Here is a 22,684-nt window from a genome sequence, read left to right on the forward strand (position 1 = left end):
GAGGGAACTATGTTACTGATTCTGCGTGCCATTATCGTCATCATTTATTCGATTTTAATCTGTATCTTTGGCTGTATCTGGTGTCTTTTTTCACCCCGCGATCCGCGCCACGTCGCGACGTTTGGTCGTCTGTTCGGCAAATTGTCGACGGTGTTTGGCCTGAAAGTAGAGTTGCGCAGACCGGAAGGCGCAGAGAATTATGGTAATGCGATCTACATCGCCAACCACCAGAACAACTACGACATGGTCACTGCGGCTAAAATGGTGCAGCCCTATACGGTCACCGTGGGCAAGAAGAGCCTGCTGTGGGTGCCGTTTTTTGGCCTGCTCTACTGGCTGACCGGTAATCTGCTGATTGATCGCGATGACCGGGCTAAAGCGCGCGGCACCATCGGTGAGCTGGTGGATCAGTTCAACAGCAAGCGCATCTCGATCTGGATGTTCCCGGAAGGGACGCGCAGTCGTGGTCGTGGCTTGCTGCCGTTTAAAACGGGTGCCTTCCACGCTGCCGTGGCGGCCGGTGTGCCGATCATCCCGATTGTGGTCTCGAACACACACGGCAAGATCAATCTTAACCGCTGGAACAATGGACTGGTCATCGTTGAAATGCTGCCACCGGTTGATGTTAAAGCTTTCGAGTCGTCGTCGGTACGTAAGCTGGCAACCCACTGTCGCGAACAGATGGCGGCAAAGCTGGAAGAGTTGAACGCCGAAGTCGCCGAACGCGAAAAAAACGGAAAAATCTGACCGGCGAATCACTCGCCGAACTCATCTGCAGGGATGCAACCCGGCGAGCCTTTATCGGCTCGTCGTGAACGCAGCACAGCAAAACAGATCAATAAAAACAGGGTCGGCGCTCAGCGCCACGCGTAAAGGGTCAGAAGTTTTATGTCTTTCAGCAGACGTCAGTTCATCCAGCTTTCTGCCGGAGCGGCGCTTAGCGCCAGTGTACTACCTCATGCGGCGCGCGCCGCTTCTCCAGCTAATGGCGATACGCCACTGCCCATTCCGCCGTTACTGGAATCCCGTCGTGGCCAGCCGCTGTTTCTGACGATGCAGCGTAGCCACTGGTCCTTTAATGGTGACAATAACAAAGTGCCGGTATGGGGCATTAATGGCCTCTATCTGGGGCCGACCGTTCGGGTTTACAGTGGCGATGACGTTAAGCTGATCTACAGCAATCGGCTGAATGAGTCAGTCTCCATGACGGTCAGCGGTTTGCAGCTGCCAGGGGCGTTAATGGGCGGTGCGCCACGTATGATGTCGGCCGGTGTGGACTGGTCGCCAGTGCTGCCGATTCGTCAGGCGGCTGCAACCTGCTGGTATCACGCTAATACCCCAAACCGCATGGCTCCGCACATTTATAATGGTCTGGCGGGCATGTGGCTGGTAGAAGATGATATCGGCAAACAGCTGCCGCTGCCGAAGCATTACGGTGTCGATGACTTCCCGATTATCATTCAGGACAAACGGCTCGATAACTTCGCCACGCCAGTCTATGACCCGCCACAGGATGGCGGCTTCCTGGGTGACACTCTGCTGGTGAATGGCGTACGCAATCCCTTTGTCGAGGTGTCACGCGGCTGGGTGCGTCTGCGCTTGCTGAACGCCTCAAATGCGCGACGTTATGAGATGGTGCTAAGCGACAACCGTCCGTTTATGGTCATCGCCAGCGATCAGGGCTATCTGCCTGCACCGGTGGCGGTGCAGCGTCTGTCACTGGCACCGGGCGAACGCCGCGAAGTGCTGATAGATATGTCGCAGGGTGATGAAGTGTCGATAACGGCGGGTACGGCGGCGGGCATCATGGACAGGTTGCGCGGTTTCTTTGAGCCATCCTCTATTCTTACCTCTACCCTGATCCTGACGCTGCGACCCACCGGCTTACTGCCGCTGGTGACAGATAATCTGCCGATGCGGCTTTTAGCCGATCAGATTCTGGATGGTGTGGCGGTTCGCACACGCGAATTCCGCATTGGCGACAGCATGCCGGGCATTAATGGCGCGCTCTGGGATATGAACCGCATTGACACGACCGCGCAGCAGGGCACTTTTGAGCGCTGGATCCTGCACGCTGACCGGCCACAGTCACTGCATATTCAGGGCGTGATGTTCCTGATTAAAAGTGTGAATGGGGCGCAGCCGATGGGCGAAGATCGTGGCTGGAAAGATACGGTCTGGGTGGATGGCAGCGTGGAGCTGATGGTCACCTTCCCGCAAAGCTCATCCGATCATTTCCCGTTCGTCTATTACAGCCAGACGCTGGAACTGGCCGATCGGGGTACGGCGGGGCAGCTTGAGGTGCAGCCCACTTCATAACAGCGCGGTCAGGCTGGAAAGACCGGCCTGACCGCGTTAATTACACGCTACTCTGCATTTCCAGGGCAGCGTGTACGCATCACCGGGCGACGCATCCCCTTAGTTAAACGTCTCCGGATCCGGACCCAGACGATTGCCGCTGTCCAGTTTCGCAATATCACTCACTTCATGCTTATCCAGACGGAAGTCGAACACCTTAAAGTTCTCTTCGATACGCGCTGGCGTCACCGACTTCGGAATCACCACCAGGCCGCTATCCAGATGCCAGCGGATCACGATCTGCGCAGGTGTCTTGCTGTATTTCTTCGCCAGCGACTTAATGATCTCCTGATCGAAAACCCCTTTGCCGCCCTGAGCCAGCGGACTCCAGGATTCGGTCTGGATCTGATGCAGCGCGTTCCACGCATGCAGCGTACGCTGCTGAAGCATCGGGTGCAGCTCAATCTGGTTTACGACTGGCGTCACACCGGTTTCATCCAGCAGGCGCTTCAGGTGCGCTTCATGGAAGTTACAGACGCCGATGCTTTTGGTCAGTCCCTGCTGCTGCAGTTCGATCATCTTCTTCCAGGCATCAACGTAGTTGTCTTTTTCCGGGCACGGCCAGTGCATCAGATAGAGATCGACCTGATCCAGTTTCAGTTTCTCCAGGCTGGTTTCCATCGCCTGCTGAACGTTCTGCTGATCGTCGTTCCACAGTTTGGTGGTCACGAAAATCTCTTCGCGCGGCACGTCGGTTTCCTGGAGCGCCTGGCCAATCGCCTCTTCATTTTTATAGGCGGCGGCAGTATCGATGGAACGATAGCCGACCTCAAGCGCTTTCAGCACCGCATGACGTGCATCTTCAATGCTGGCCTGCCATACGCCGAGTCCCAGTTGCGGCATCATATTGCCATCGCGCAGTTTGATAATGGGTTGGTCTGCCATAGTTGCTCCTTTCCGTTGCGGTTAATCCGTGAGATTTCACTGTGCTTAAGTCTAGCCAACAATTCTCAGCCTGCTTAGCTCAGTCGATAACAGCACGCCTGGTCTTATGCCCGATTCGGTAAATTTATTGCCTGATTCTCCTGGCTGCTGGCGATTCAGGCATTCGCACGGCAAACTGGCTTTTTGTCCGAAAAAGGAGTCGCTATGGCGCACGATGCACTGTGTCACCGGCTGGCACAGCAGGTCGTCACGTTAATGACCCACGGTCACGACCGTCTCTGTCCGGTCGAAAATGTGTCGCTGATTTATGCGAATCAATATCGTCCGCGTACGCCGATGATGTATCAGCCCGGCATTGTGATCCTGTTTCAGGGCAGCAAAACCGGTTATCTCGGCAGCACCGTGTTTCAGTATGACGCCAGCAAGTATCTGATGCTCACCGTGCCGCTGCCGGTGGAGTGCGAAACCTGGGCTTCGCCGGAGATACCCATTGCCGGGCTGTGCCTCAACGTCGATACCGCCAGTCTGCAGGATCTGCTGATTGAAATTGGTGATGACGATCAGTTTCAGCCGCAGCCACAGACCTCGGGCATTCACTCGGCCTGGCTGACGGAGCCGATGCTGTGTGCCGCTGAGCGACTGCTGGATGTGATGACCCAGCCGCGCGATGCGCGGGTGCTGGGGCCGCACATCGTGCGGGAAATTATCTACTATGTGCTGACCGGCCCGATTGGCGGCGCACTGCTCTCACTGGTGAGCCGACAGACGCAGTTCAGCCTGATCGCGCGCGCCCTCCGGCGGATTGAAAATCACTATGCGGAAAACCTCAGCGTCGATGCGCTGGCGGCAGAAGTGAACATGAGCGTTTCAGCCTTTCACCATAACTTCAAAGCGGTAACGCAAACCTCGCCACTACAGTATCTCAAGCGCTATCGCCTGCATCAGGCGCGATTGCTGATGCTGCACGATGGACTGAAAGCGAGTGCGGCGGCGGTGCGGGTTGGCTATGAAAGTCCTTCGCAGTTCTCGCGGGAATTTAAACGTTATTTTGGCGTGACGCCGGGGGAAGAGGTTAATCGTGTCAGGCAGACGGTGACGGATTCCTCTTTGTAGGTCGCCGATCCGGCCGCCCGGAGGCGGCGGATCCCGAGGCTGTGGGCACGTCAGGCGCGTTTCTGGCGACGCTGTTTCCAGATCACCAGAATGCTGCCGAACAGACCGAGCACCAGCAACACCATCGGCAGTATCATCAGAATCGCCATCACCTGATCTTCATGACGCTTGATGAACGGCACCTGGCTGATGCCATAGCCAAAGGTCACCACAATGCCGACCCACAGCAGACCGCTGAGCCAGTTAAACAGCTGAAAACGACTGTTCTGTAAGCCCGCAATGCCCGCCATGGTAGGCAGGATGGTGCGGATAAACGCGAGGAAGCGGCCGACCAGCAGCGCCATCAGACCGTGACGGTTAAACATATTCCAGGCGCGCTGGTGATACTGCGCGGGCAGATGCATCAGCCAGCTCTTAACCAGTCGGGTATTGCCCAGCCAGCGACCCTGCAAATAGCTCAGCCAGCAGCCGAGGCTGGCAGCTGTCGTCAGGATCACCATGGTCGGTACAAAATCCATCACCCCTTTAGCCACCATCGCGCCTGCCAGCAACAGCAGACTGTCTCCCGGCAGGAAAGAGGCGGGTAACAGACCATTTTCCAGAAACAGCGTCAGAAACATCACGCCATACACTACCCATACCACATCCGGATTTGCCAGTGCGGCAAAATCCTGATGCCAGAGCGCCTGGACAATCTCGTGTAAAACACCCATTAGCGATTCCATCACGTCACAAGGAACAATCCGTCTGCGTTCAGACAGTACAGTGAACTCACCAACAATCTGAACGATGCGGGATAAATTTTAACAACAAATGAGCCGCTGCCCGGCAAACACTGCGGGCCACCGCGACCCGGTTTATCTTCTGTTTACTTTCTGTTGAGCGACTCAGCGCGTCAGGCGCGAAAAACCGGCTTCCAGGTCAGCCAGCAGGTCATCAACATGCTCCAGGCCAATATGCAACCGCACCAGCGTGCCGGTGAAATCCACACCGCCCGCCGGACGAATCTCTGCCAGCTCTTCCGGCTGATTCGCCAAGATCAGCGATTCATAGCCGCCCCAGGAGTAAGCCATGCTGAAATGATGGAAGTGATCGAGATATTCCGCCAGCTGGGGTGCGTCTAATTTTTCCTGCAGGATAAATGAGAACAGGCCGCTGCTACCGTTAAAATCGCGCTTCCAGAATTCATGACCTTTGCTTTGCGCCAGCGCCGGGTGATTCACCCGCGCCACTTCGGGACGCGCCGCCAGCCACTCTGCCACCTGAATTGCGCTCTCTTCATGCTGGCGCAGACGGGTACCCAGCGTGCGCAGACCCCGGCTTGCCATGTAAGCGGTATCGGCATCGGCCATCTGGCCCATGAGATAGGAGTTCTCGCGCAGCTGATCGATGCAGCGCGCATTAGCGACTGCGGTGCCAATCATCGCATCGCTGTGACCAATCAGATATTTGGTGCCGGCCTGAATGGAAATATCGATACCGTGCGCCAGCGCATTAAACAGAATACCGGCCGCCCAGGTGTTGTCGATCATGATGATCGCCTCGGGCGCTTTGGCGCGTACATCCGCCACAATCGCTGGGATATCCTGAACTTCCATGGTGATAGACGCGGGAGATTCCAGGAAAACAATCCGGGTATTCGACTGAACCAGCTCACCGATTTCGCTGCCGATACAGTGATCGAACCAGCCTGTAGAAACCTGCAGCTTAGCCAGAATTTTCGTACAGAAGTCCTGCGTCGGTTCATAGACCGCGCCACTCATCAGCACGTGGTCACCCGCTTCAACAAATGCCAGAATCGCATTGGCCACGGCAGCCGCGCCGCAAGGGTAGAGCACGCAGCCTGCACCGCCTTCCAGCTCGGTCATCGCATCCTGCAGCGCAAAGTGCGTCAGGGTGCCACGACGGCCATAAAAGAGTTCACCTTTTGCCCGACCGGCGGTGGCGCGTTTTTTCTCCGCGACGGTATCAAAAACCAGTGAGGAGGCCCGTTGAATCACGCTGTTCACCGAGCCCTGGGTATAACGCTTGCTGCGTCCTGCATTGACGAGCGTGGTATCAATTTTTCTGGTGGTCATGAGTCGCCTTTACCGCTTCGGACTAAGCTTTCACGTTACCACGAAACAGCCAGCAGGGTTGAGACTCAATGGTGATTATCAGAGTGCATCGCAGGAAAAAAACGGCCCGCTCACGGGCCGTTTTTCTTTGCGTTACATCACGCCCATCAGGCGCGGTAACCAGAGCGAAATGGCGGGAATATAGGTAATCAGCATCAGAACGATAAACAGCATGCCGTAGAACGGTAGCATCGCCCCGACCACCTGCTCAATCTTCTGTTTACTTACCGCGCTGGCGACAAACAGTACTGTGCCGACCGGCGGCGTAATCAGTCCGATGCCGAGATTGGTCAGCATGATCATGCCGAAGTGCACCGGATCAATGCCCAGTGAGGTCGCCACCGGCAGCAATACGGGCGTGAGAATCAGAATCAGCGGCGCCATATCCATCAGCGTGCCCACCACCAGCAGCAGGATGTTGATGCACATCAGAATCACATATTTATTATCAGAGAGGCTGGTAAAGGCTTCGGTGATCATCGTCGGCAGTTGCATGAACGTCATCACCGCACCAAACCCGGCGGCGAAAGCGATCAGCACCATCACGATGGTGACGGTTTTAATGGTACGAAACAGCAGGATATGCAGCTGATTCCATTTAAAGTCGCGATAGATAAACATGGTGACGAAAAAGGCCCAGATACAGGCGATCGCCGCGGACTCTGAGGCGGTGAAAATACCGGAGAGAATCCCACCCATGATGATGACCACGGTAAACAGGCCCCAGAACGCGTCAAAGAAAATCTTCAGCGCCTGACGAAACGGAATGCGCTCGCCTTTGGGATAGCCGCGTTTGCGTGCGAACCCCAGGCACATCACCATCAGGCAGCCTCCCAGCATCAGTCCCGGCAGGATACCTGCGACAAACAGCGAAGAGATGGTGACCATGCCGCCGGTTGCCAGCGAGTAAATCACCGAGTTGTGACTGGGTGGCGTCAGCACGGCCTGAACGGAGCCGCTGGCCGTTACCGCAGCGGCAAAATCACGCGGATAGCCTTTCTCCTCCATCTGCGGGATCATCACCGAACCAATCGAAGCGGTGTCCGCGACTGACGATCCGGAGATGGCACCAAAGAAGGTCGACGCGACGATGTTAACCAGTGAGAGGCCACCGCGAATAAAGCCGACAAAGATATAGGCGAAATTGACCAGCCGCCGCGCAATCCCACCCTCCGCCATGATCGCACCCGCAAGAATAAAGAACGGGATGGTCAGCAGCGAAAATTTGTTAATGCCATTAGTTATCTGAATCACCACCGCTTCCAGGGGCAGATCGATCCACCAGGCGCCGATAAAAGCGCTCAGGCCGACCGCAAACGCGACCGGAAACCCCACCAACAGCAACACCAGCAAACTGCCTATCAAGATTAATGCATCCATCTTCTGCTCCGGATTAGTGGGTGCCGCCCAGTGTGACAATGGGTCGCTGACTTTGATCGCCGGTCAGCAATCGCTCAACAACAAACAGCAGGGTGAAGATCGCGCCAATCGGGATCGGCAGATACATTTCGCCGTAGGTCACCGCCGGCAGTGAGGCGAGCGTCTGCACCCACATCGCTTCACACAGGCTGTAACTGGCCTGGAAGATCACCAGACAGGTGAGGATCATCAGCAGATCGCAGACCCGCAGCATCAGGCGCTGGCGGGCAGGTGACAGACGATCAGTGACCATTGACACGCAGATATGTGTTCCGGCACGAAAGCCGACCGGCGCGCCGATAAAAGTGAATATGATCATGCAGATAATGGCGACCGGTTCTGGCCAGGAGAGTGCGCCGTTCATCACGTAACGGGCGAAGATGCCAACAGGAATGACCGTCACCATGATCAACAGCGCCACGGCGGCCACCAGCATGCACAGCAGATAAAGCCCATCCATCAGACGCGTATAAGCAGACATAATTAATACCTGATTAAGCACGCCACACGGCAGTGTGGCGCGGGAAGGGTTATTTCACGTCGGCGATTCGGGTCATCAGATCCTGATATTTGCCGCCGAATTGATCGCGCACCGGCTGGGTAGCCTTAACGAAGTAGTCGCGGTCGGTCTGCTGGAAGGTCACGCCGCCGGCCTTCATTTTGGCGATCGACTGTTCGGTGTAGGTCGCCCAGAGCTGACGCTCTTCATCCTGTGCCTCTTTACCGAGCTTTTTCAGCAGTGTCTGATCGTCGGGTTTCAGGCGATCCCAGGCACGTTTCGAAAACAGAATCATCTCTGGCTGAATAAAGTGGCCGGTGAGGGTGTAGTACTTCGCGACCGGCATGTAGTTGTGGGCGACAAAGGTAGGTGGGTTGTTCTCGGTGCCATCGACCACGCCGGTCTGCATCGCACTAAAGACTTCGCTGACGCCCATTGCCACCGGATTTGCGCCCATCGCTTTCAGCGTCGCCAGTGAAATGGCGCTGTTCTGCACCCGGATCTTCATACCTTTAAGATCGTCGGGTTTTGCCAGCGGCTTCTTGGTGATCATGTTGCGCTCACCGGCATCCGTCCAGCCCAGGAAGACCATGCGGGCGTTGGGATCCTTATCAAACTTGCTGGCAATCTCGCTGCCTATCTCACCATCCAGCACTTTATGCATGTGGTCGATGTCGCGAAAAACGTAGGGCAGGGTCAGCACGCTGGTTTCCGGGGCGATAGACGTGACCGGAGCCAGTGAGACGCGGATCATATCGATGGCGCCCAGTTGCACCTGTTGCAGCGTCTGGTCTTCATCACCCAGCACGCCACCGGCGTAGATCTTCATCTCCAGCCGTCCATCAGTGGCCTGTTTGAGTTTGTCGCCCATGTGTTGCAGGGCAACCACAGTGGGATAGCCGGCTGGCTGCACTTCAGCGACTTTAATCACCTGTGCCGTGGCGGTGGAACTTATCATGATTGCCGCCAGGGCACTGGCCAGGCATGTTTTTGTCAGTCTCATTATTTTGTCTCCCGCAGAGGTAGGACGGCCTGGAGTCTGGGCTAACCGCAGAGTGCCGTGTGGAGCCAGCATAGTGAAAATGCGTCTGAGTAAAATGCAGTAATGTTGATTGAATGAATGGCGTCACATTTTGAAACGTTGTTTTAATAAATTTTCATGCAGCTTCACATTTTCGAAACGTCCCTGACGGAAAGTGTGCAAAGCTGGTCAAAGCGAGGTCTGTGACCAGGGTTGGGTTTGTAAATACTAATGAGAACTACTATCAATTCGCCGCCATTTTGCTATTATTCGCGCTTGTTTCGCATCCCTGAATCAGAAGTTGGAGAAGCAGCGTGGTAGCCAGTGATTTGATGCAAACGGACCTCTCCGTTTGGGGCATGTATCAACATGCCGATATCGTGGTAAAGGTCGTCATGATTGGCCTGTTGTTGGCATCGGTCGTGACATGGGCAATCTTTTTCGGCAAATATGCTGAACTCAGCGCTGCTAAGCGCCGCCTGAAGCGTGAGCAACTGGCGCTGGGCGAAGCCCGTAGTCTTAATGACGCCGCCCGCATTGCTCAGTCGTTTACCGGTCACAGCCACAGCGTCGTGCTGCTGAACGATGCGCAGAATGAACTCGAATTGTCGGCAGGTGTGGAAGATACCAACGGCATTAAAGATCGCACCAGTTTCCGCCTTGAGCGCCGCGTGGCTGCTTTCAGCCGCCATGCAGGCCGGGGCAATGGCTTCCTGGCAACCATCGGCTCTGTCGCCCCGTTTATTGGTCTGTTCGGCACTGTCTGGGGCATCATGAACAGCTTTATCGGTATTGCGAAAACCCAGACGACGAACCTTGCGGTGGTGGCACCGGGTATCGCCGAAGCGCTGCTGGCAACGGCGGTGGGTCTGGTCGCTGCGATTCCGGCGGTGGTGATTTACAACGTCTTTGCCCGCATGATCGCTAACTACAAAGCCTCGCTGGGTGATGTTGCCGCTCAGGTGATGCTGTTGCAGAGTCGTGACATCGACCTGGGCACTGTGGCCAAAGAGGTTCCACGTCCCGCGACCGCCCAGAAACTGCGCTTAGGGTAAGCTGTTATGGCCATGCGATTAAACGACGATCTGCAAACCGACGGTGAAATGCATGAGATTAACGTGACGCCGTTTATCGACGTCATGCTGGTTCTGCTGATCATCTTTATGGTCGCCGCGCCACTGGCGACGGTCGACGTGCGCGTCAATCTGCCCGCCTCAACCAGCGCGCCGCAGCCGCGCCCGGAGAAGCCAGTTTATTTGTCTATTAAAGCGGATAAGCAGCTCTACGTCGGTAACGATCAGGTTACGCCTGACTCGCTGGTGAACGTGCTGACCAGCCAGACGCAGGGCAACAAAGAGACGACGATTTTCTTCCAGGCGGACAAGTCGGTGGATTATGAAACCCTGATGAGCGTCATGGATAAACTGCGCACGGCGGGCTATCTGAAAATCGGGCTGATGGGCATGGAAACCGTGAAGAAATAGCGAATTATCGGGCATCCTTAGAAGGCGACTATTGAGGTCGCCTTTTTTTATGCTGGCTCTCTGACCACATAAAATCGGGTCAAGCAGTGCTCAAGCCGATCACTTATGCTGCCTGATTCGGATTGTTAATTTGTTGTTACTTATGTACATAGATTTGTAAATTGCAATGGTGACTCACGTCACATTAATCCCGCTTCAGTCAGGCTAAAACGGCTAAAAAACAATAGGAAGCCGTTATGAGTCACACCCCGTCTTTACAAAAGCCGCCGAAAAGTGCTGCCCGAACTATCTTCAACGTCACCAGTGGTAACTTCCTGGAGATGTACGACTTCATGGTGTTTGGCTACTACGCGACCGCCATTTCAAAAACCTTCTTCCCGGGTGATGACCCGTTTGCTTCCCTGATGCTGACCCTGATGACCTTTGGTGCCGGCTTCCTGATGCGCCCGCTGGGGGCGATCATTTTAGGTGCCTACATCGACCATCATGGGCGCCGTAAAGGCCTGTTGCTGACGCTGGGCTTAATGGCGATTGGTACCCTGACCATTGCGGTGGTACCGGGTTACGCTACCTTAGGCGTGGCAGCACCGATTCTGATTCTGCTGGGGCGTCTGTTGCAGGGCTTCTCGGCGGGGGTTGAGCTGGGTGGCGTATCGGTCTATCTGGCCGAAGTTGCACCCAAAGGACGTAAAGGCTTCTTCGTGAGCTGGCAGTCGGGCAGTCAGCAGATTGCGGTGATCTTTGCTGCCCTGCTGGGCCTGATGCTGAATCATCTGCTGGCGAAAGAAGCGGTAACGGAGTGGGGCTGGCGTATCCCGTTTGTGGTTGGCTGTCTGATTGTGCCGTTCCTGTTCTATATCCGCCGGATGCTGGAAGAGACTGAAGCGTTCAGTAAACGTAAACATCACCCGAGCATGACGGAAATCATGCGGTCGGTCGCCAGCAACTGGGCGCTGGTGCTGGCGGGCATGCTGATGGTGGTCACCACCACGGTGATGTTCTACATGATCACCGCTTTTACGCCGACCTTTGGCAAAACTGTATTGATGATGAGCGACAAGCAGGCGTTTCTGGTGACGCTCTGTGTGGGTGTTTCCAACCTCTTCTGGCTGCCGCTGATGGGTACGCTGTCGGACCGCGTGGGACGACGTCCGCTGCTGATTATTTTTACCCTGCTGATGATTGCCACCACCTGGCCGGTGCTTCACTGGATGGTGGGATCGGCCAGCTTCGCTCACCTGCTGGAAGCTGAGCTGTGGCTGTCGTTTCTCTATGCCAGTTATAACGGTGCGATGGTGGTTTATCTGGCAGAAATTATGCCTGCTGAAGTGCGCGCTGCCGGTTTCTCCATGGCTTACAGTCTGGCAACGGCGCTATTTGGCGGCTTTACACCTGCCATCTCCAGCTATCTGATTCACGCCACCGGTGACAAAGCGATGCCTGGCGTCTGGCTCACCTTTGCGGCGGTCTGCGGGCTGATCGGTACGCTGTTGATTGGCCGGATGGTGAAGCAGTATCAGCGGCGTCACAGCGCCACAACGACGGTCAGCGCGTCACTTTAAAACGATAAATCGACGACCACGCTGTCGCTGTAATTTCCCGCAGGCGGCGTGTTCTGAGTGGTCAGGATGCGCGCGGTGTAGTTAAAGCCGCGCGTCAGTCCATCCGCTGATACCGCTGTCGAGGTGGTACTGCTCCAGCGTTCAGTGCCTGCCGCTCCCCAGCGATTGCTGGTGGCACTTTTATAAATCTCATAACTCAGACGGTTCGCTCCGCTCGCCATGTTCCTGACGCTGCCCGCCGGATAACTGCCATTGTTCAGCCCGACGGTATAGGTACTGCCTTTACTGCACAGCACGTTAATGGTCTGGGATACAGCGGAGAAGCTACTCACCAGCGGCGCACTGCCAAAGCTGATGTTGGGTGCGGTGATCGTCGTGCAATCGTTGGTGAGGACAGCGGTAACGTTAATCGGAATCACGCCGCTGCCTTGCTGCTCGCTTAAACAGAGATTACCCACGCCAATGCTGGTGCAGATGCGGTAAGTCACAGCCATATTTAGCGTAACGGAATAGGTTCCCGCTGCAACCACCTGACCGGGAACAGTGCGCAGATAGACGGGAAGGGCAAAGTTAAGACTGCCCAGCAAACCTGCCAGATTTATCAGGGTTTGTGAGCTGTAAACAAACGGCGTGCTGCCAATCGTCAGTTCGCTGGCGCAGGCGCTGTCGGTGCAGAGCCGTACTGGCACATTATCGCTGCCGGTGTCACCACTGCGTTTCAGGACGCCCCGTGTGCCGCTGATATTGGTCGCGCCGGTCAGCTGAAACGTTATCTGGTTATTGCCAAGCAGTGACAACGCCGAGCCTGCGCCACAGTTGACGTTGGCGTTAGTGGTCACCGAGCTGACGGTGGTATTCGCCACAAACGTCGTGACCGAGCCGAAGCTGGCGGTCGACGCGGGCAGACCGCAGGCGGCGTAGCTCACCGACGGCAGTGTCAGCAGCAGGGCAGCCAGTAACAGAGATTTGATCATGGTTGGGTTCCGGACGTGAAAGATTCAGCGGGAGAGGCTGCGCTGCCTGCGGCGGGCGCGGGCAGCGCGCAGGTCAGAGGGCCATAGGTTTTCAGCGCCTGCGGCTGACCGCTGGCGATGCGCAGTTCGGTTTCACAGCGGCGGCCATCGGGCGTCACCACCTCCATCGGGTTTCTGGCAGTGAGATTTTCCATCCAGACGATGCCATCCCAGCCGACATACTCAGTGGCATGATCCGCACGCTGTACCAGGCTTGAGACCGGCAGCGGCTGGCCCTGTGCATCAACCAGAATCACGCTGGCGGAGCGCAGTTTTTCCACCGGGAAGTTAAGCAGGTAGCCGCTCTGACGTTTCACCGCAAAACGCTGCTCAACATGGGGCGTGGTCATATCGGCGGGCAGGTCGAGGGTGTCGATATCATATTTGGCCGGGTAGTAGCTGCTGATGGCGGGGACCAGCAGATAGCCCTGTTGGTTAGTGCGTCCCATCGACTGATTTTCATAGCGGACATTAACGTCGGGATAGCCCGTTTTCACCAGCACAAAAGCGTCGTTGATGGCGTTGGCGGCAAAGACGCCGTTGTCCATTAATACCAGTGCACCGGCGACATCGGCCCATTGAGTCAGATTGTCATCATCACCGTAGAAGCCCCCCGAGGTGTCGATATGGTTATTGCGGTAGCGCAGACTGCCCTGCCGGTAGTCGCCACTGTCGCCACTCTGATTCGCCCATGAGGCATCCCAGGCGAATCCACCGTCGCTGGGCATGGCACTGGAGGCATAGAGACGCTGGCTATCGCGACCGCGTTGATCGCGCTCGGTGCTGATCGCCGCGCTGCCCTGCTCGCCAAACGGGATCACCAGCGAGAGCGCACCGGTCCAGCTCTTCTCCTCCTGATCGCGGCTGGCGGAGACATAGAGGCTGCTGTTTCCCCACAGATTCTTACTCCATGAGAGGTTCCACAGGCGGGTGCGATCGCCCTGGCCGTCGGTGATATCGATGAAGGCGGCGCCGACGCTGCCAAAGCGGTTCAGTGAGATGCTGGCGCTGTATTGGGCAGTGCGGCGCGATAGCGTGTAACGGCTATCCGCCTGACTACCGGCACGGCTGCCGACCAAGGCCAGATTGCCAAAGTCGCTGCTGCGCTGGGTCTGCTGCGTGCCGATGTTGAACCAGCGATTGTTGTACTGATAGCCCCAGCTATATTGCCTGCCGCTGTCGCCATCAAGATGACTTTGTGCCACCGCGCCGTTAACCACGCCCCAGCTGCCAACCCGAAGCTGACCTCCCAGCCCGCCCATCGCCAGATTTTCGCTGCCCTCGGCGTGACTCTCCAGCGTCAGCCAGTCGGTCATGCCGTAGCGATATGAGCCACTGGCGGCAGCCGCACCGTAATCGAAGTTTTTAATGCCGTAATTTTCGCGAATCGCCCCGGCGGAGATAGCGTAGTCAGCCAGCCCCGATTTCAGCAGATTGCTGGAGACATAAAACGGCATGGTGGTGGTGACGCGTCGGCCGACCGCATCTGTGGTGGTGATCACCGCGTCACCCGCACCATTGACGAATGGCACATTGGTTAATGACCAGGGGCCAGGCTGCACATTTGCCTGACCGGAGCGATAGCCATTGATAAAGAGATCGACGGTGGAGGGGACTGCAGCCTGGCCAGAGAAGGCGGGTAGCGGATAGGTCACCAGGTCAGGACGGACGCTGAAGTCGCGACCCACACTGATGCCGCCGAGTCGGATGCTGCTGCTCCAGGCAAGCGAGTCAGTCACCAGATCCCCGACCCGCCAGCTCATCACCGCGTTCTCATCTTCATTGCTCCACCAGCTGTCGTAACGGATATAACCGTTGTCCTGATAACCGGGGCTGCCTTCCAGCTGCTGCTGCCAGACGCCGTTGGTAGAGACGTGTCCGGCATCACCGAACAGGCGCAGTTCGTTCCAGGCAGAAAGCCGGGTGCCGGTGGTATCGGTACGGCTGGCGTAGAGATCGTAGTTAATCAGCGCGCCGGCGCTGGTGCGCCCCGGATAGCGCGGTCCGTTCTTCGCCTCGCCAATCACCTGACCGGGAAGCCATTCCGGTGGTACGGTGAGCAGCAGCCGCTGACGGGCGGCGTCATATTCCACACTGACGGATTGCAGGCTGCTGACATCGATCTGCGCCTGCTCACCCAGCTTATCCAGTGGCAGACCGGCACGCTGCAGATCGCCGCTACGCAGCCAGAAATGGTCGTTGCGCTGCTCGACTGGCACAATGTTGCCGTTTTCCTGCTGGTTAATCACCAGCTCCAGCATATATTGCTGACCGCTGCTGCTGGTCTGCAGGCTGTGCGGTGGAGGCAGGGATGAATAGGTCTCCGCCAGCACAGGATCCGGCGTTAAGGCGTAAATGACGCTGGCTACCGCCAGCGCGCAGGGATGCAGGGAAAAAGGTCTCATTCAGCGCTTATTTCTGGGCAGCGCTGCGCCACGGGCTCTTGTTGACCTCTGCAGTGAGTTCGCCGCTGACCGGCGTGGTGAGTGGCCAGCGATATGTGCTGTCCGCGAGCACATAGCCATATAAACCGTCGCCCAGTTTGCGACCGCCGATAGTCACATTGCTCAGTCGGGCATGGCCATTGCCGCTGTTGGTCAGCTGCAGCCAGCGCTTGCCTCCCTCGCTAATCTGTTGCCAGCGCAGAGCCGGACGGGCACTGTCGGTGGAGAGCCCGGTGCCATACACGAACAACGGCACTGAGTAGCGCATCTGAAAGGTCAGTCCGGCCTGATTCTCGCCAGGATTGCGCGGCGTGGGAATCTCATCCAGCACCACCCGATAAGCCTGCTCTTTACCGGCCGCAGGCGGCGTCTGTTTAATCAGTCTGACCAGCTGTTTTTGTCCTGGCTCCATTCGCACCATTGGCGGGCTGGCGACCACCCGCTGCTGGGTCTGGTACTGTTCCTGTCCATTGATTTGCTGCCAGCTGAAAACACGGATCTGCATCATCGTGGTCGTGTTACCGCGATTCTCCAGCCAGAGTTCGCTGGCTTTCTCTTCAGGATTAATGGCGGGATCGATAGGCCATATCATCACAGAGTTAGCAGCAAAGGCTGCATGGAATAGGGGAGAACTTAACAGCAACAGCAGGGCGCGCAGTGGCTTCATGATCGTATCCTTGTTTTCTATCACCTCACCAGCTCAGGGTGACGGTCAGCGTATCGGTATAAACGCCGGCGCGCGCAGTGCCGGGCAGTTGCAGCTGGCCATAGATCGGCAGCGTAATGTTATTGGCATTGCTATAGCTCAGCGGCACCGCCTGATTGACCGGGATCACCGTGGTGCGGCTGGCATTACTAAAGAGCGTATAGGGAACGGTATTGCTGAAGTTGGGCAGTTTCAGGTTGCGGGTGGTCGTGAAATTGGCGCCCTGATTAATGCTCATGCTCAGCGTGGTGCCCGGCGTGCAGGCAAGATTTATCGAGGTACTCTGCACAAAGCTGGCGCTGGCGGGAGTGGCCGCCACGCCAGACTGTGTGCCAAAGTTAAGTGTGCCGAAAACACCGGTATTGGTTCCGGATATTACGCAGCCTGCCACGACAGAAGCCGTGACCTGAAAGGTGCTGGTGGGCAGACCCCAGGCGCTGAAACACCTTATCAGCAGAGGCAGACCGCATGCGATCATCAGGCTGGATCGCCAGAGAACCACCCTTATCTACCTGCGACAGTCGTTAATAGTTCACGGCAACGTTAATCGTATCGGTATAAGTTCCGGCAGGAATCAGGGGATTAAAACCGCCGCCAACAACCCGGCCATAAATGGCGTAGTTGGTGCCCAGTGTTGGGTCCGTGGTTCCACTGGCGGCGATTGGCGTATTGTTGGCGATAGCCGTGGTAAAAGAGGCGTCACTGTAGAGGGTATAGGCGATGCCCTGTGCATTATCCGATCCCAGAACCAGATAACGTGGTGATGCAGAGGCGGTGCCATAAATGGTCGCTGGCGCAGTATTGCTGCTGGTCACCACCACGTTATAGTCCTGACCCGTGGTACAGCGGACAAAAATACCGTTACCCGCCGCACCGACCAGCGTGGCGTTCAGGGTGTCGAAGGTCGCTGCACTGCTACCAAAATTCAGGGTACCGAAGTTAACGCCCGCCGTAGCTGACTGACCGTTTACCAGGCAACCCGTGGTCAGCGTTAACGTGGCATTGATGGTTCCCGAGGTCGTTGCCGCCTGGGTTAAGGGTGTCATTGCGACAGTTAATCCTGCAGCGGCACACAGAAAAAGCTTGAGTTTCATAATATTTCCTTACGGATTATCGAGAGTCAGTGCTTTTTCACCCGGTGTTTATTAACGATTCAACTCAAAATGATGAAATAAAAATTACAAGGCGGTTAGTGCCACTGTCCTGAGGGAAATCTTAGACTTAAGAATGATGATTTATATTAGTTTTACTTACTATAGATCAGTTAAAGCGTTACGCGAAGCCCTGCCAGTTATTTTTCATTAATCAAATGGCCTAAGTGGCCGATAACCCAGTAACAGCAAGGCATAAAAGCAAGAAAGAAAAAGAAAACTCTTTGTTTTTTCGGTCTCTGGCATGCTTTCCGCTTCGGTGATATGTTCCTTTACCAATCAGACATAATAACGATTTACCGGCTGTCTCAGCAGGCGGGAAATAAGATGCAGGTTTAAAATGCCCTGCGTCTGGGGGCGCGCTTTACCGGGCCTCCGGGATAACAAAAAACCGAAATTTAATGACTTTCACCCAACGGGTGTTTTTTGAATCACTTTCTGACTTTACACAGCACCCGTTTCTCAGCGGGTGGTGAGGAGCTGCACATGTTGCTTGTCACCTGGGATAGCGTTTTGATCTGCGTTTCGCTGATCGTCGCGTTTATTGCCTCATTTACAGCGCTGGATACTGCCGGAAGGGTGGCGGTATCCCGTGGCTGGAGCGCCCGATTCTGGTTGCTGGCAGGCGGAACTGCGATGGGGATTGGCGTCTGGGCAATGCATTTCATTGGTATGCTGGCGATGATGATGCCGATGACGATGCGCTATGACACGCGGCTGACGATACTCTCGCTGCTTGTGGCGATCATGGCGTCAATGTTTGCTTTTGGCCAGACAGTAGGCGGCCTGCATCTCACCCGTTATCGGTTACTGCGCGGCACACTGATCCTGAGTTCAGGGATTGTCGTGATGCACTACCTCGGCATGTATGCGCTGCTGATTGAGCCGCGACCTGAGTGGAATGTGCTGCGGGTGGCGCTCTCCGTGATCATTGCGTTTGTTGCTTCGGGCGTGGCGCTGTGGCTGGCGTTTCATCTGCGCCAGGGCGACCATCATCTGCTGCTGATGCGGGGACTGGCCTCACTGGTGATGGGGATGGCCATTGCTGGTATGCATTATGTCGGCATGTCGGCAGCCCGATTCAGCGAGAGCAGTATGATGCAGCCGGGTGGTGTGAGCAATCCAGGACTGGCGGTTTGGGTAACGCTCATTACGCTGATTATTCTGGGCATTACGCTGCTGAGTTCCATGCTGGATGCCCAACTGCGTGCCGCGCGACTGGCGACCCGACTCAGACACGCTAACCAGGAACTGCGTCAGCTGGCGATGCATGACAATCTGACCGCGCTACCCAATCGGGCCATGCTGGAGCAGCAGCTCGATCTGGCGATTAAACAGGCTATGCTCAACGAAAATCGCTTTGCCGTGATCTACATGGATCTTGATGGGTTCAAAGCGGTCAATGACACCTGGGGACACCACGTCGGTGATCGGTTGCTGGTGGCTGTGTCGGAACGGCTGCGTAGCCAGCTCAGCAACACGATGCTGCTGGTGCGTCTGGGAGGCGATGAATTTGTACTGATGGCGGAGGCATGCGATGTCACTCCAGCCCGTCAGCTGGCGCAAAAACTGGTCAAAGTGATCAGTACGCCGTTTGAACTGGATCGCTATGTGTTACACGTTTCCCTCAGTGCGGGCATTGCGATATTCCCGCTGCACGGTCGTAACCGGCAGGAGCTGTTATTCAATGCCGACTCGGCGATGTACCACACTAAACACAGCGGACGTAACGGCTGGTGCCTGTTTGAGCCGGCGATGAGTGATGCAACGCAGCATCAGCTGGCGCTGGCAAACGATCTGTGGGAGGCGATCGATCGGCAACAGATGCGACTCTTTTATCAGCCCAAATTCCGTTCCGGCGGCACACGGCTAATGGGATTTGAAGCACTGCTGCGCTGGCAGCATCCGCAACGCGGGTTGCTGACGCCTGAGCTGTTTCTGCCGCGCGCCGAAAAAACCGGCCAGATCGTTGCACTGGGCAACTGGGTGATTGATGAGGCCTGCCGTCAGCTGAAAATCTGGCATAACCAGGGCAACAGCGACTGGACGGTCTCGGTCAATCTCTCCGCGTTGCAGTTTCACCAGCGTGATTTACTCCACACGCTGATGCAGACGCTGGCGCGTTACCAGTTGTCAGGCAGCGCACTGATGCTGGAAATCACGGAAGCGATTGCCATGCGTGATCCCCTCTTCAGCCAGCAACGTATTCGTGAACTGCAGCAGGCGGGCGTCAGTGTGGCCATTGATAATTTTGGCATCGGCTATGCCAACCTGCTGCATCTGAAAGATCTGGATGCCAGCGAACTCAAAATCGATCGCAGCTTTATTAACTGCCTGCGACCCGGCAGTGAAGATGCGACCGTGGTCAGCGCCATGCTGACCCTGGCGCAGAGTCTTAACCTGCGCATGGTGGCGGAAGGGGTTGAGACAGAAGAGCAGCAGCACCTGCTCACCAGCCTGGGCTTTGATGCGCTGCAGGGATATCTGCTGGGCAAGCCGACGCCAGCGGATCGCATAGAGGCGTTTCGTTTTCCCGGACTGCGACCGCCTCTGGCATCAGCATCCGTCTGACGCTGAAGCTGACGATAGATTTCAGCACTCAGAGTGAGTGGAAAGATGCAGGGTTCGCGGCTCATTAACCGCCGGGCAGTGCCGATAATTAAGAAAAGAAGTTTTAAAAATCCCTTACCTAAACACAAGCACGGCTTTTCGCGGGAACGCACTATGTTAGCAACCTCATACGACTCTTTTATCGTCATCGTCTCCGTTCTTGTCGCGATGCTGGCTTCGTTTACCGCCTTAGATATGGCGGGACGGGTGGTGCACTCCACGGGCAAAGTCGCGCTGGTCTGGCTGTTTGGCGGCGGTTTCTCCATGGGCATCGGCATCTGGGCGATGCACTTCATTGGCATGTTGTCGATGAACATGGAGATGGTGATGAGCTACAACGCCGGGCTGACCGCCTTCTCCGCTGCCATCGCGGTCTGCGCATCGATATTTGCCCTGTGGCTGGTCTGCAGTGGCGATTTGCCCCTGCCGCGCCTGGCGGGCGGCGCACTGATTCTCGGCAGCGGCGTCGTGGCGATGCACTATACCGGGATGGCAGCCCTGATGTTCTCGCCGGGTATTGTCTGGCGGTGGGGCTGGATAGGCCTTTCGGTGGTGATCGCGCTCGCCGCTTCTGGCGCAGCGCTGTGGCTGGCATTTAACCTGCGTGAAGGTCAGACTGGCCGGGTGACCCTGCTGCGTATTGGCGCATCCGTAGTGATGGGCTGTGCGATTGCGGGCATGCACTACACCGGCATGATGGCGGCAGAGTTTCCCGCTCACAGCCATTCGATGGGGCAGGGCGTTAACAGTAACTGGCTGGCGATTCTGGTCACGGTAGTCACTATCTCAATCCTGGGGATTACTCTGCTGGTCTCGATGCTGGATGCGCGGATGCAGGCGCGCACCTCCATTCTCGCCAGCTCACTGGCTGAAGCGAACCGCGAGCTGGCACAGCTGGCGCTGCACGACAATCTGACTCGCCTGCCAAACCGCATTCTGCTGGAAGATCGACTGGAACAGGCGATCAACAAAGCCAATCGTGAGCAGACGCTGTTTGCCCTGATGTTTATGGATCTGGACGGATTTAAGGCGGTTAACGACGCGTTCGGGCATCACATTGGCGACCGTCTGCTGGTGGGTGTGACCGAGCGTATGAGCCAGCAGATGGCTGGCTATTACACGCTGGCGCGACTCGGCGGTGATGAGTTTGTGCTGCTGGTGGAGATCGACGATCCCAACGATGCAGCGGCCATTGCCGATAAACTGGTGAAAGCGGTGGACCGTCCGTTTGATATCTCACGCTATGAGCTGGTGGTCTCGCTGAGCCTCGGCATCGCCGTCTATCCTGGCGATGGCGAGGATGAGCGTGAACTGATGTTCAACGCCGATGCGGCGATGTATCACACCAAAAATAATGGCCGCAATGGTTACACCTTTTTTCAGCCCTCAATGAACATTCAGGCGCAGAGCCAGCTTCAGCTGAACAATGATCTCTGGCAGGCGCTGGATAACAATGAGCTGCGCCTGTTCTATCAGCCAAAATATTGCGCGCCACGCGGCCCGCTTCTTGGTTTCGAAGCGCTGCTGCGCTGGGAACATCCAAAGCGGGGTCTGTTATCGCCTGACAAATTTCTGCCAATGGCGGAAAAAACCGGGATGATTGTCAACATCGGCAATTGGGTGATTAATGAAGCGTGTCGCCAGTTGCGCCAGTGGCATTTGCAGGGCCATACGGACTGGTCAGTGGCGGTGAACCTGTCGGCGCTGCAGTTTGAGCAATCGAATCTGGTAGAGACAGTGGTAGATGCGCTGGCAAAACATCAGATTCCGGCCGAACTGTTGACGCTGGAGGTGACGGAAACCACCGCGATGCGCGATCCCGATGAGAGTGTGCGTATTCTCACCGAGCTGACTCAGCTTGGGGTGAAAGCCTCGATTGATGACTTTGGCACCGGCTACTCCAGCCTGCTCTACCTGAAAAGGCTACCGGCCAGCGAACTTAAGATCGATCGGGCCTTTGTGAATGAACTCCAGCATCAGCCGGAAGATGCCACCATCGTGTCGGCGATTGTGGCACTGGCGCAGTCACTGCAACTGAAAGTGGTGGCCGAGGGCGTTGAAACCGCTGAACAGCAGGCCTTTCTGACCGGCCTGGGTTGCAATACGCTGCAGGGCTTCCTGCTGGGCAGGCCGGTTCCCGCGGAACAGGTGCCGGAGCTGGCTAACTTTGTGGTAGCAGAAGACGAAGAGGTCGTTACGGATATCCGCCAGATGAGTGAAGCTGAACCGCTGCTGACACCGCAGGTTGCTGCGATCTGACACACCTGACACAGCGTAGCATCTGCGTGAATTGAGACGATAA

Annotated in this window: 19 protein-coding genes; 8 read left to right on the top strand and 11 right to left on the bottom strand. The window is 56.3% G+C overall.

Translation table 11 applies throughout. The annotated features are described in order from the left end of the window. Nucleotides 1–9: 9 nt before the first annotated feature. Both EE896_RS03280 and ftsP read left to right on the top strand, forming a co-directional pair. On the top strand, nt 10–747 hold the full coding sequence (locus EE896_RS03280) for a 1-acylglycerol-3-phosphate O-acyltransferase (protein WP_003848465.1): 738 nt from the start codon (nt 10–12) through the stop codon (nt 745–747). Between the two features lie 141 nt (nt 748–888). Next, complete coding sequence (gene ftsP, locus EE896_RS03285; RefSeq protein ID WP_003848467.1) at nt 889–2,319, top strand: cell division protein FtsP; 1,431 nt, start codon at nt 889–891, stop codon at nt 2,317–2,319. Between the two features lie 99 nt (nt 2,320–2,418). Here ftsP and dkgA read toward each other — a convergent pair whose 3' ends face one another. Beyond that, the gene (gene dkgA / locus EE896_RS03290) at nt 2,419–3,243 is read right to left on the bottom strand and encodes a 2,5-didehydrogluconate reductase DkgA (RefSeq protein WP_003848468.1); all 825 of its coding nucleotides are present in this window, start codon (nt 3,241–3,243) and stop codon (nt 2,419–2,421) included. A 204-nt stretch (nt 3,244–3,447) separates the two neighbouring features. Between dkgA and EE896_RS03295 the strand changes: the two genes are divergently transcribed. Then, nucleotides 3,448–4,356: an AraC family transcriptional regulator gene (locus tag EE896_RS03295; protein WP_008925731.1), complete on the top strand. Its 909-nt coding sequence runs from the start codon at nt 3,448–3,450 to the stop codon at nt 4,354–4,356. Between the two features lie 50 nt (nt 4,357–4,406). Here the strand turns inward: EE896_RS03295 and EE896_RS03300 are convergent, their stop codons facing one another. The 5 genes from EE896_RS03300 to EE896_RS03320 form a co-directional block, all read right to left on the bottom strand. After that, nucleotides 4,407–5,069: a DedA family protein gene (locus EE896_RS03300; RefSeq protein WP_003848472.1), complete on the bottom strand. Its 663-nt coding sequence runs from the start codon at nt 5,067–5,069 to the stop codon at nt 4,407–4,409. A gap of 174 nt (nt 5,070–5,243) precedes the next feature. After that, entirely contained in the window at nt 5,244–6,434 is a 1,191-nt protein-coding gene (gene metC, locus EE896_RS03305; RefSeq protein ID WP_140916617.1) for a cystathionine beta-lyase, read from the bottom strand. A 132-nt stretch (nt 6,435–6,566) separates the two neighbouring features. Then, nucleotides 6,567–7,853: a TRAP transporter large permease gene (locus tag EE896_RS03310; RefSeq protein ID WP_003848476.1), complete on the bottom strand. Its 1,287-nt coding sequence runs from the start codon at nt 7,851–7,853 to the stop codon at nt 6,567–6,569. A 13-nt stretch (nt 7,854–7,866) separates the two neighbouring features. Beyond that, the gene (locus EE896_RS03315; RefSeq protein ID WP_008925730.1) at nt 7,867–8,373 is read right to left on the bottom strand and encodes a TRAP transporter small permease; all 507 of its coding nucleotides are present in this window, start codon (nt 8,371–8,373) and stop codon (nt 7,867–7,869) included. A 49-nt stretch (nt 8,374–8,422) separates the two neighbouring features. Further along, entirely contained in the window at nt 8,423–9,394 is a 972-nt protein-coding gene (locus EE896_RS03320; RefSeq protein WP_078804978.1) for a TRAP transporter substrate-binding protein, read from the bottom strand. A gap of 350 nt (nt 9,395–9,744) precedes the next feature. On the opposite strand from EE896_RS03320, the gene exbB reads away from it, so the two are divergent. The 3 genes from exbB to tcuC all read left to right on the top strand — a co-directional run bounded on the left by exbB (nt 9,745) and on the right by tcuC (nt 12,458). Then, entirely contained in the window at nt 9,745–10,467 is a 723-nt protein-coding gene (exbB, locus tag EE896_RS03325; RefSeq protein ID WP_181162245.1) for a tol-pal system-associated acyl-CoA thioesterase, read from the top strand. 6 nt (nt 10,468–10,473) lie between these two features. Further along, the gene (gene exbD, locus EE896_RS03330; protein ID WP_008925727.1) at nt 10,474–10,896 is read left to right on the top strand and encodes a TonB system transport protein ExbD; all 423 of its coding nucleotides are present in this window, start codon (nt 10,474–10,476) and stop codon (nt 10,894–10,896) included. Nucleotides 10,897–11,132: 236 nt separating this feature from the next. After that, the gene (gene tcuC, locus EE896_RS03335) at nt 11,133–12,458 is read left to right on the top strand and encodes an MFS transporter (protein WP_003848486.1); all 1,326 of its coding nucleotides are present in this window, start codon (nt 11,133–11,135) and stop codon (nt 12,456–12,458) included. On the opposite strand, the gene EE896_RS03340 is transcribed toward tcuC, so the two are convergent. Genes EE896_RS03340 through EE896_RS03360 form a run of 5 tightly spaced genes read right to left on the bottom strand, consistent with a single transcriptional unit; the run spans nt 12,455 to nt 17,715 of the window. Then, a complete protein-coding gene (locus tag EE896_RS03340; RefSeq protein ID WP_140916618.1) occupies nt 12,455–13,432 on the bottom strand; it encodes a Csu type fimbrial protein in 978 nt (325 codons plus the stop codon). The two genes, tcuC and EE896_RS03340, sit on opposite strands and share 4 nt — an antisense overlap. Then, on the bottom strand, nt 13,429–15,876 hold the full coding sequence (locus tag EE896_RS03345) for a fimbria/pilus outer membrane usher protein (RefSeq protein WP_140916619.1): 2,448 nt from the start codon (nt 15,874–15,876) through the stop codon (nt 13,429–13,431). The genes EE896_RS03340 and EE896_RS03345 overlap by 4 nt, the downstream gene beginning before the upstream one ends. Before the next feature lie 7 nt (nt 15,877–15,883). Further along, on the bottom strand, nt 15,884–16,582 hold the full coding sequence (locus tag EE896_RS03350) for a fimbrial biogenesis chaperone (RefSeq protein ID WP_008925724.1): 699 nt from the start codon (nt 16,580–16,582) through the stop codon (nt 15,884–15,886). A gap of 25 nt (nt 16,583–16,607) precedes the next feature. Beyond that, nucleotides 16,608–17,099 carry a Csu type fimbrial protein gene (locus EE896_RS03355; RefSeq protein WP_008925723.1) on the bottom strand — a complete coding sequence of 164 codons (492 nt, stop codon included), beginning with the start codon at nt 17,097–17,099 and terminating at the stop codon, nt 16,608–16,610. Between the two features lie 46 nt (nt 17,100–17,145). Then, a complete protein-coding gene (locus EE896_RS03360) occupies nt 17,146–17,715 on the bottom strand; it encodes a spore coat protein U domain-containing protein (RefSeq protein WP_008925722.1) in 570 nt (189 codons plus the stop codon). Nucleotides 17,716–18,258: 543 nt separating this feature from the next. Between EE896_RS03360 and EE896_RS03365 the strand changes: the two genes are divergently transcribed. Beyond that, nucleotides 18,259–20,343, top strand: a complete 2,085-nt coding sequence (locus EE896_RS03365; protein WP_105099909.1) for a putative bifunctional diguanylate cyclase/phosphodiesterase — start codon at nt 18,259–18,261, stop codon at nt 20,341–20,343. Nucleotides 20,344–20,496: 153 nt separating this feature from the next. Further along, the gene (locus EE896_RS03370) at nt 20,497–22,641 is read left to right on the top strand and encodes a putative bifunctional diguanylate cyclase/phosphodiesterase (protein ID WP_039659357.1); all 2,145 of its coding nucleotides are present in this window, start codon (nt 20,497–20,499) and stop codon (nt 22,639–22,641) included. Nucleotides 22,642–22,684: the final 43 nt, after the last annotated feature.

The sequence above is a fragment of the Pantoea eucalypti genome (genome assembly GCF_009646115.1).
Taxonomy (GTDB): domain Bacteria; phylum Pseudomonadota; class Gammaproteobacteria; order Enterobacterales; family Enterobacteriaceae; genus Pantoea; species Pantoea eucalypti.

What these genes read in the sequence shown, in the direction of transcription:
- EE896_RS03280 (WP_003848465.1), top strand. Translation starts at nt 10, where the DNA reads ATGTTACTGATTCTGCGTGCCATTATCGTCATCATTTATTCGATTTTA.
- ftsP (WP_003848467.1), top strand. Translation starts at nt 889, where the DNA reads ATGTCTTTCAGCAGACGTCAGTTCATCCAGCTTTCTGCCGGAGCGGCG.
- dkgA (WP_003848468.1), bottom strand. Translation starts at nt 3,243, where the DNA reads ATGGCAGACCAACCCATTATCAAACTGCGCGATGGCAATATGATGCCG.
- EE896_RS03295 (WP_008925731.1), top strand. Translation starts at nt 3,448, where the DNA reads ATGGCGCACGATGCACTGTGTCACCGGCTGGCACAGCAGGTCGTCACG.
- EE896_RS03300 (WP_003848472.1), bottom strand. Translation starts at nt 5,069, where the DNA reads ATGGGTGTTTTACACGAGATTGTCCAGGCGCTCTGGCATCAGGATTTT.
- metC (WP_140916617.1), bottom strand. Translation starts at nt 6,434, where the DNA reads ATGACCACCAGAAAAATTGATACCACGCTCGTCAATGCAGGACGCAGC.
- EE896_RS03310 (WP_003848476.1), bottom strand. Translation starts at nt 7,853, where the DNA reads ATGGATGCATTAATCTTGATAGGCAGTTTGCTGGTGTTGCTGTTGGTG.
- EE896_RS03315 (WP_008925730.1), bottom strand. Translation starts at nt 8,373, where the DNA reads ATGTCTGCTTATACGCGTCTGATGGATGGGCTTTATCTGCTGTGCATG.
- EE896_RS03320 (WP_078804978.1), bottom strand. Translation starts at nt 9,394, where the DNA reads ATGAGACTGACAAAAACATGCCTGGCCAGTGCCCTGGCGGCAATCATG.
- exbB (WP_181162245.1), top strand. Translation starts at nt 9,745, where the DNA reads ATGCAAACGGACCTCTCCGTTTGGGGCATGTATCAACATGCCGATATC.
- exbD (WP_008925727.1), top strand. Translation starts at nt 10,474, where the DNA reads ATGGCCATGCGATTAAACGACGATCTGCAAACCGACGGTGAAATGCAT.
- tcuC (WP_003848486.1), top strand. Translation starts at nt 11,133, where the DNA reads ATGAGTCACACCCCGTCTTTACAAAAGCCGCCGAAAAGTGCTGCCCGA.
- EE896_RS03340 (WP_140916618.1), bottom strand. Translation starts at nt 13,432, where the DNA reads ATGATCAAATCTCTGTTACTGGCTGCCCTGCTGCTGACACTGCCGTCG.
- EE896_RS03345 (WP_140916619.1), bottom strand. Translation starts at nt 15,876, where the DNA reads ATGAGACCTTTTTCCCTGCATCCCTGCGCGCTGGCGGTAGCCAGCGTC.
- EE896_RS03350 (WP_008925724.1), bottom strand. Translation starts at nt 16,582, where the DNA reads ATGAAGCCACTGCGCGCCCTGCTGTTGCTGTTAAGTTCTCCCCTATTC.
- EE896_RS03355 (WP_008925723.1), bottom strand. Translation starts at nt 17,099, where the DNA reads ATGATCGCATGCGGTCTGCCTCTGCTGATAAGGTGTTTCAGCGCCTGG.
- EE896_RS03360 (WP_008925722.1), bottom strand. Translation starts at nt 17,715, where the DNA reads ATGAAACTCAAGCTTTTTCTGTGTGCCGCTGCAGGATTAACTGTCGCA.
- EE896_RS03365 (WP_105099909.1), top strand. Translation starts at nt 18,259, where the DNA reads ATGTTGCTTGTCACCTGGGATAGCGTTTTGATCTGCGTTTCGCTGATC.
- EE896_RS03370 (WP_039659357.1), top strand. Translation starts at nt 20,497, where the DNA reads ATGTTAGCAACCTCATACGACTCTTTTATCGTCATCGTCTCCGTTCTT.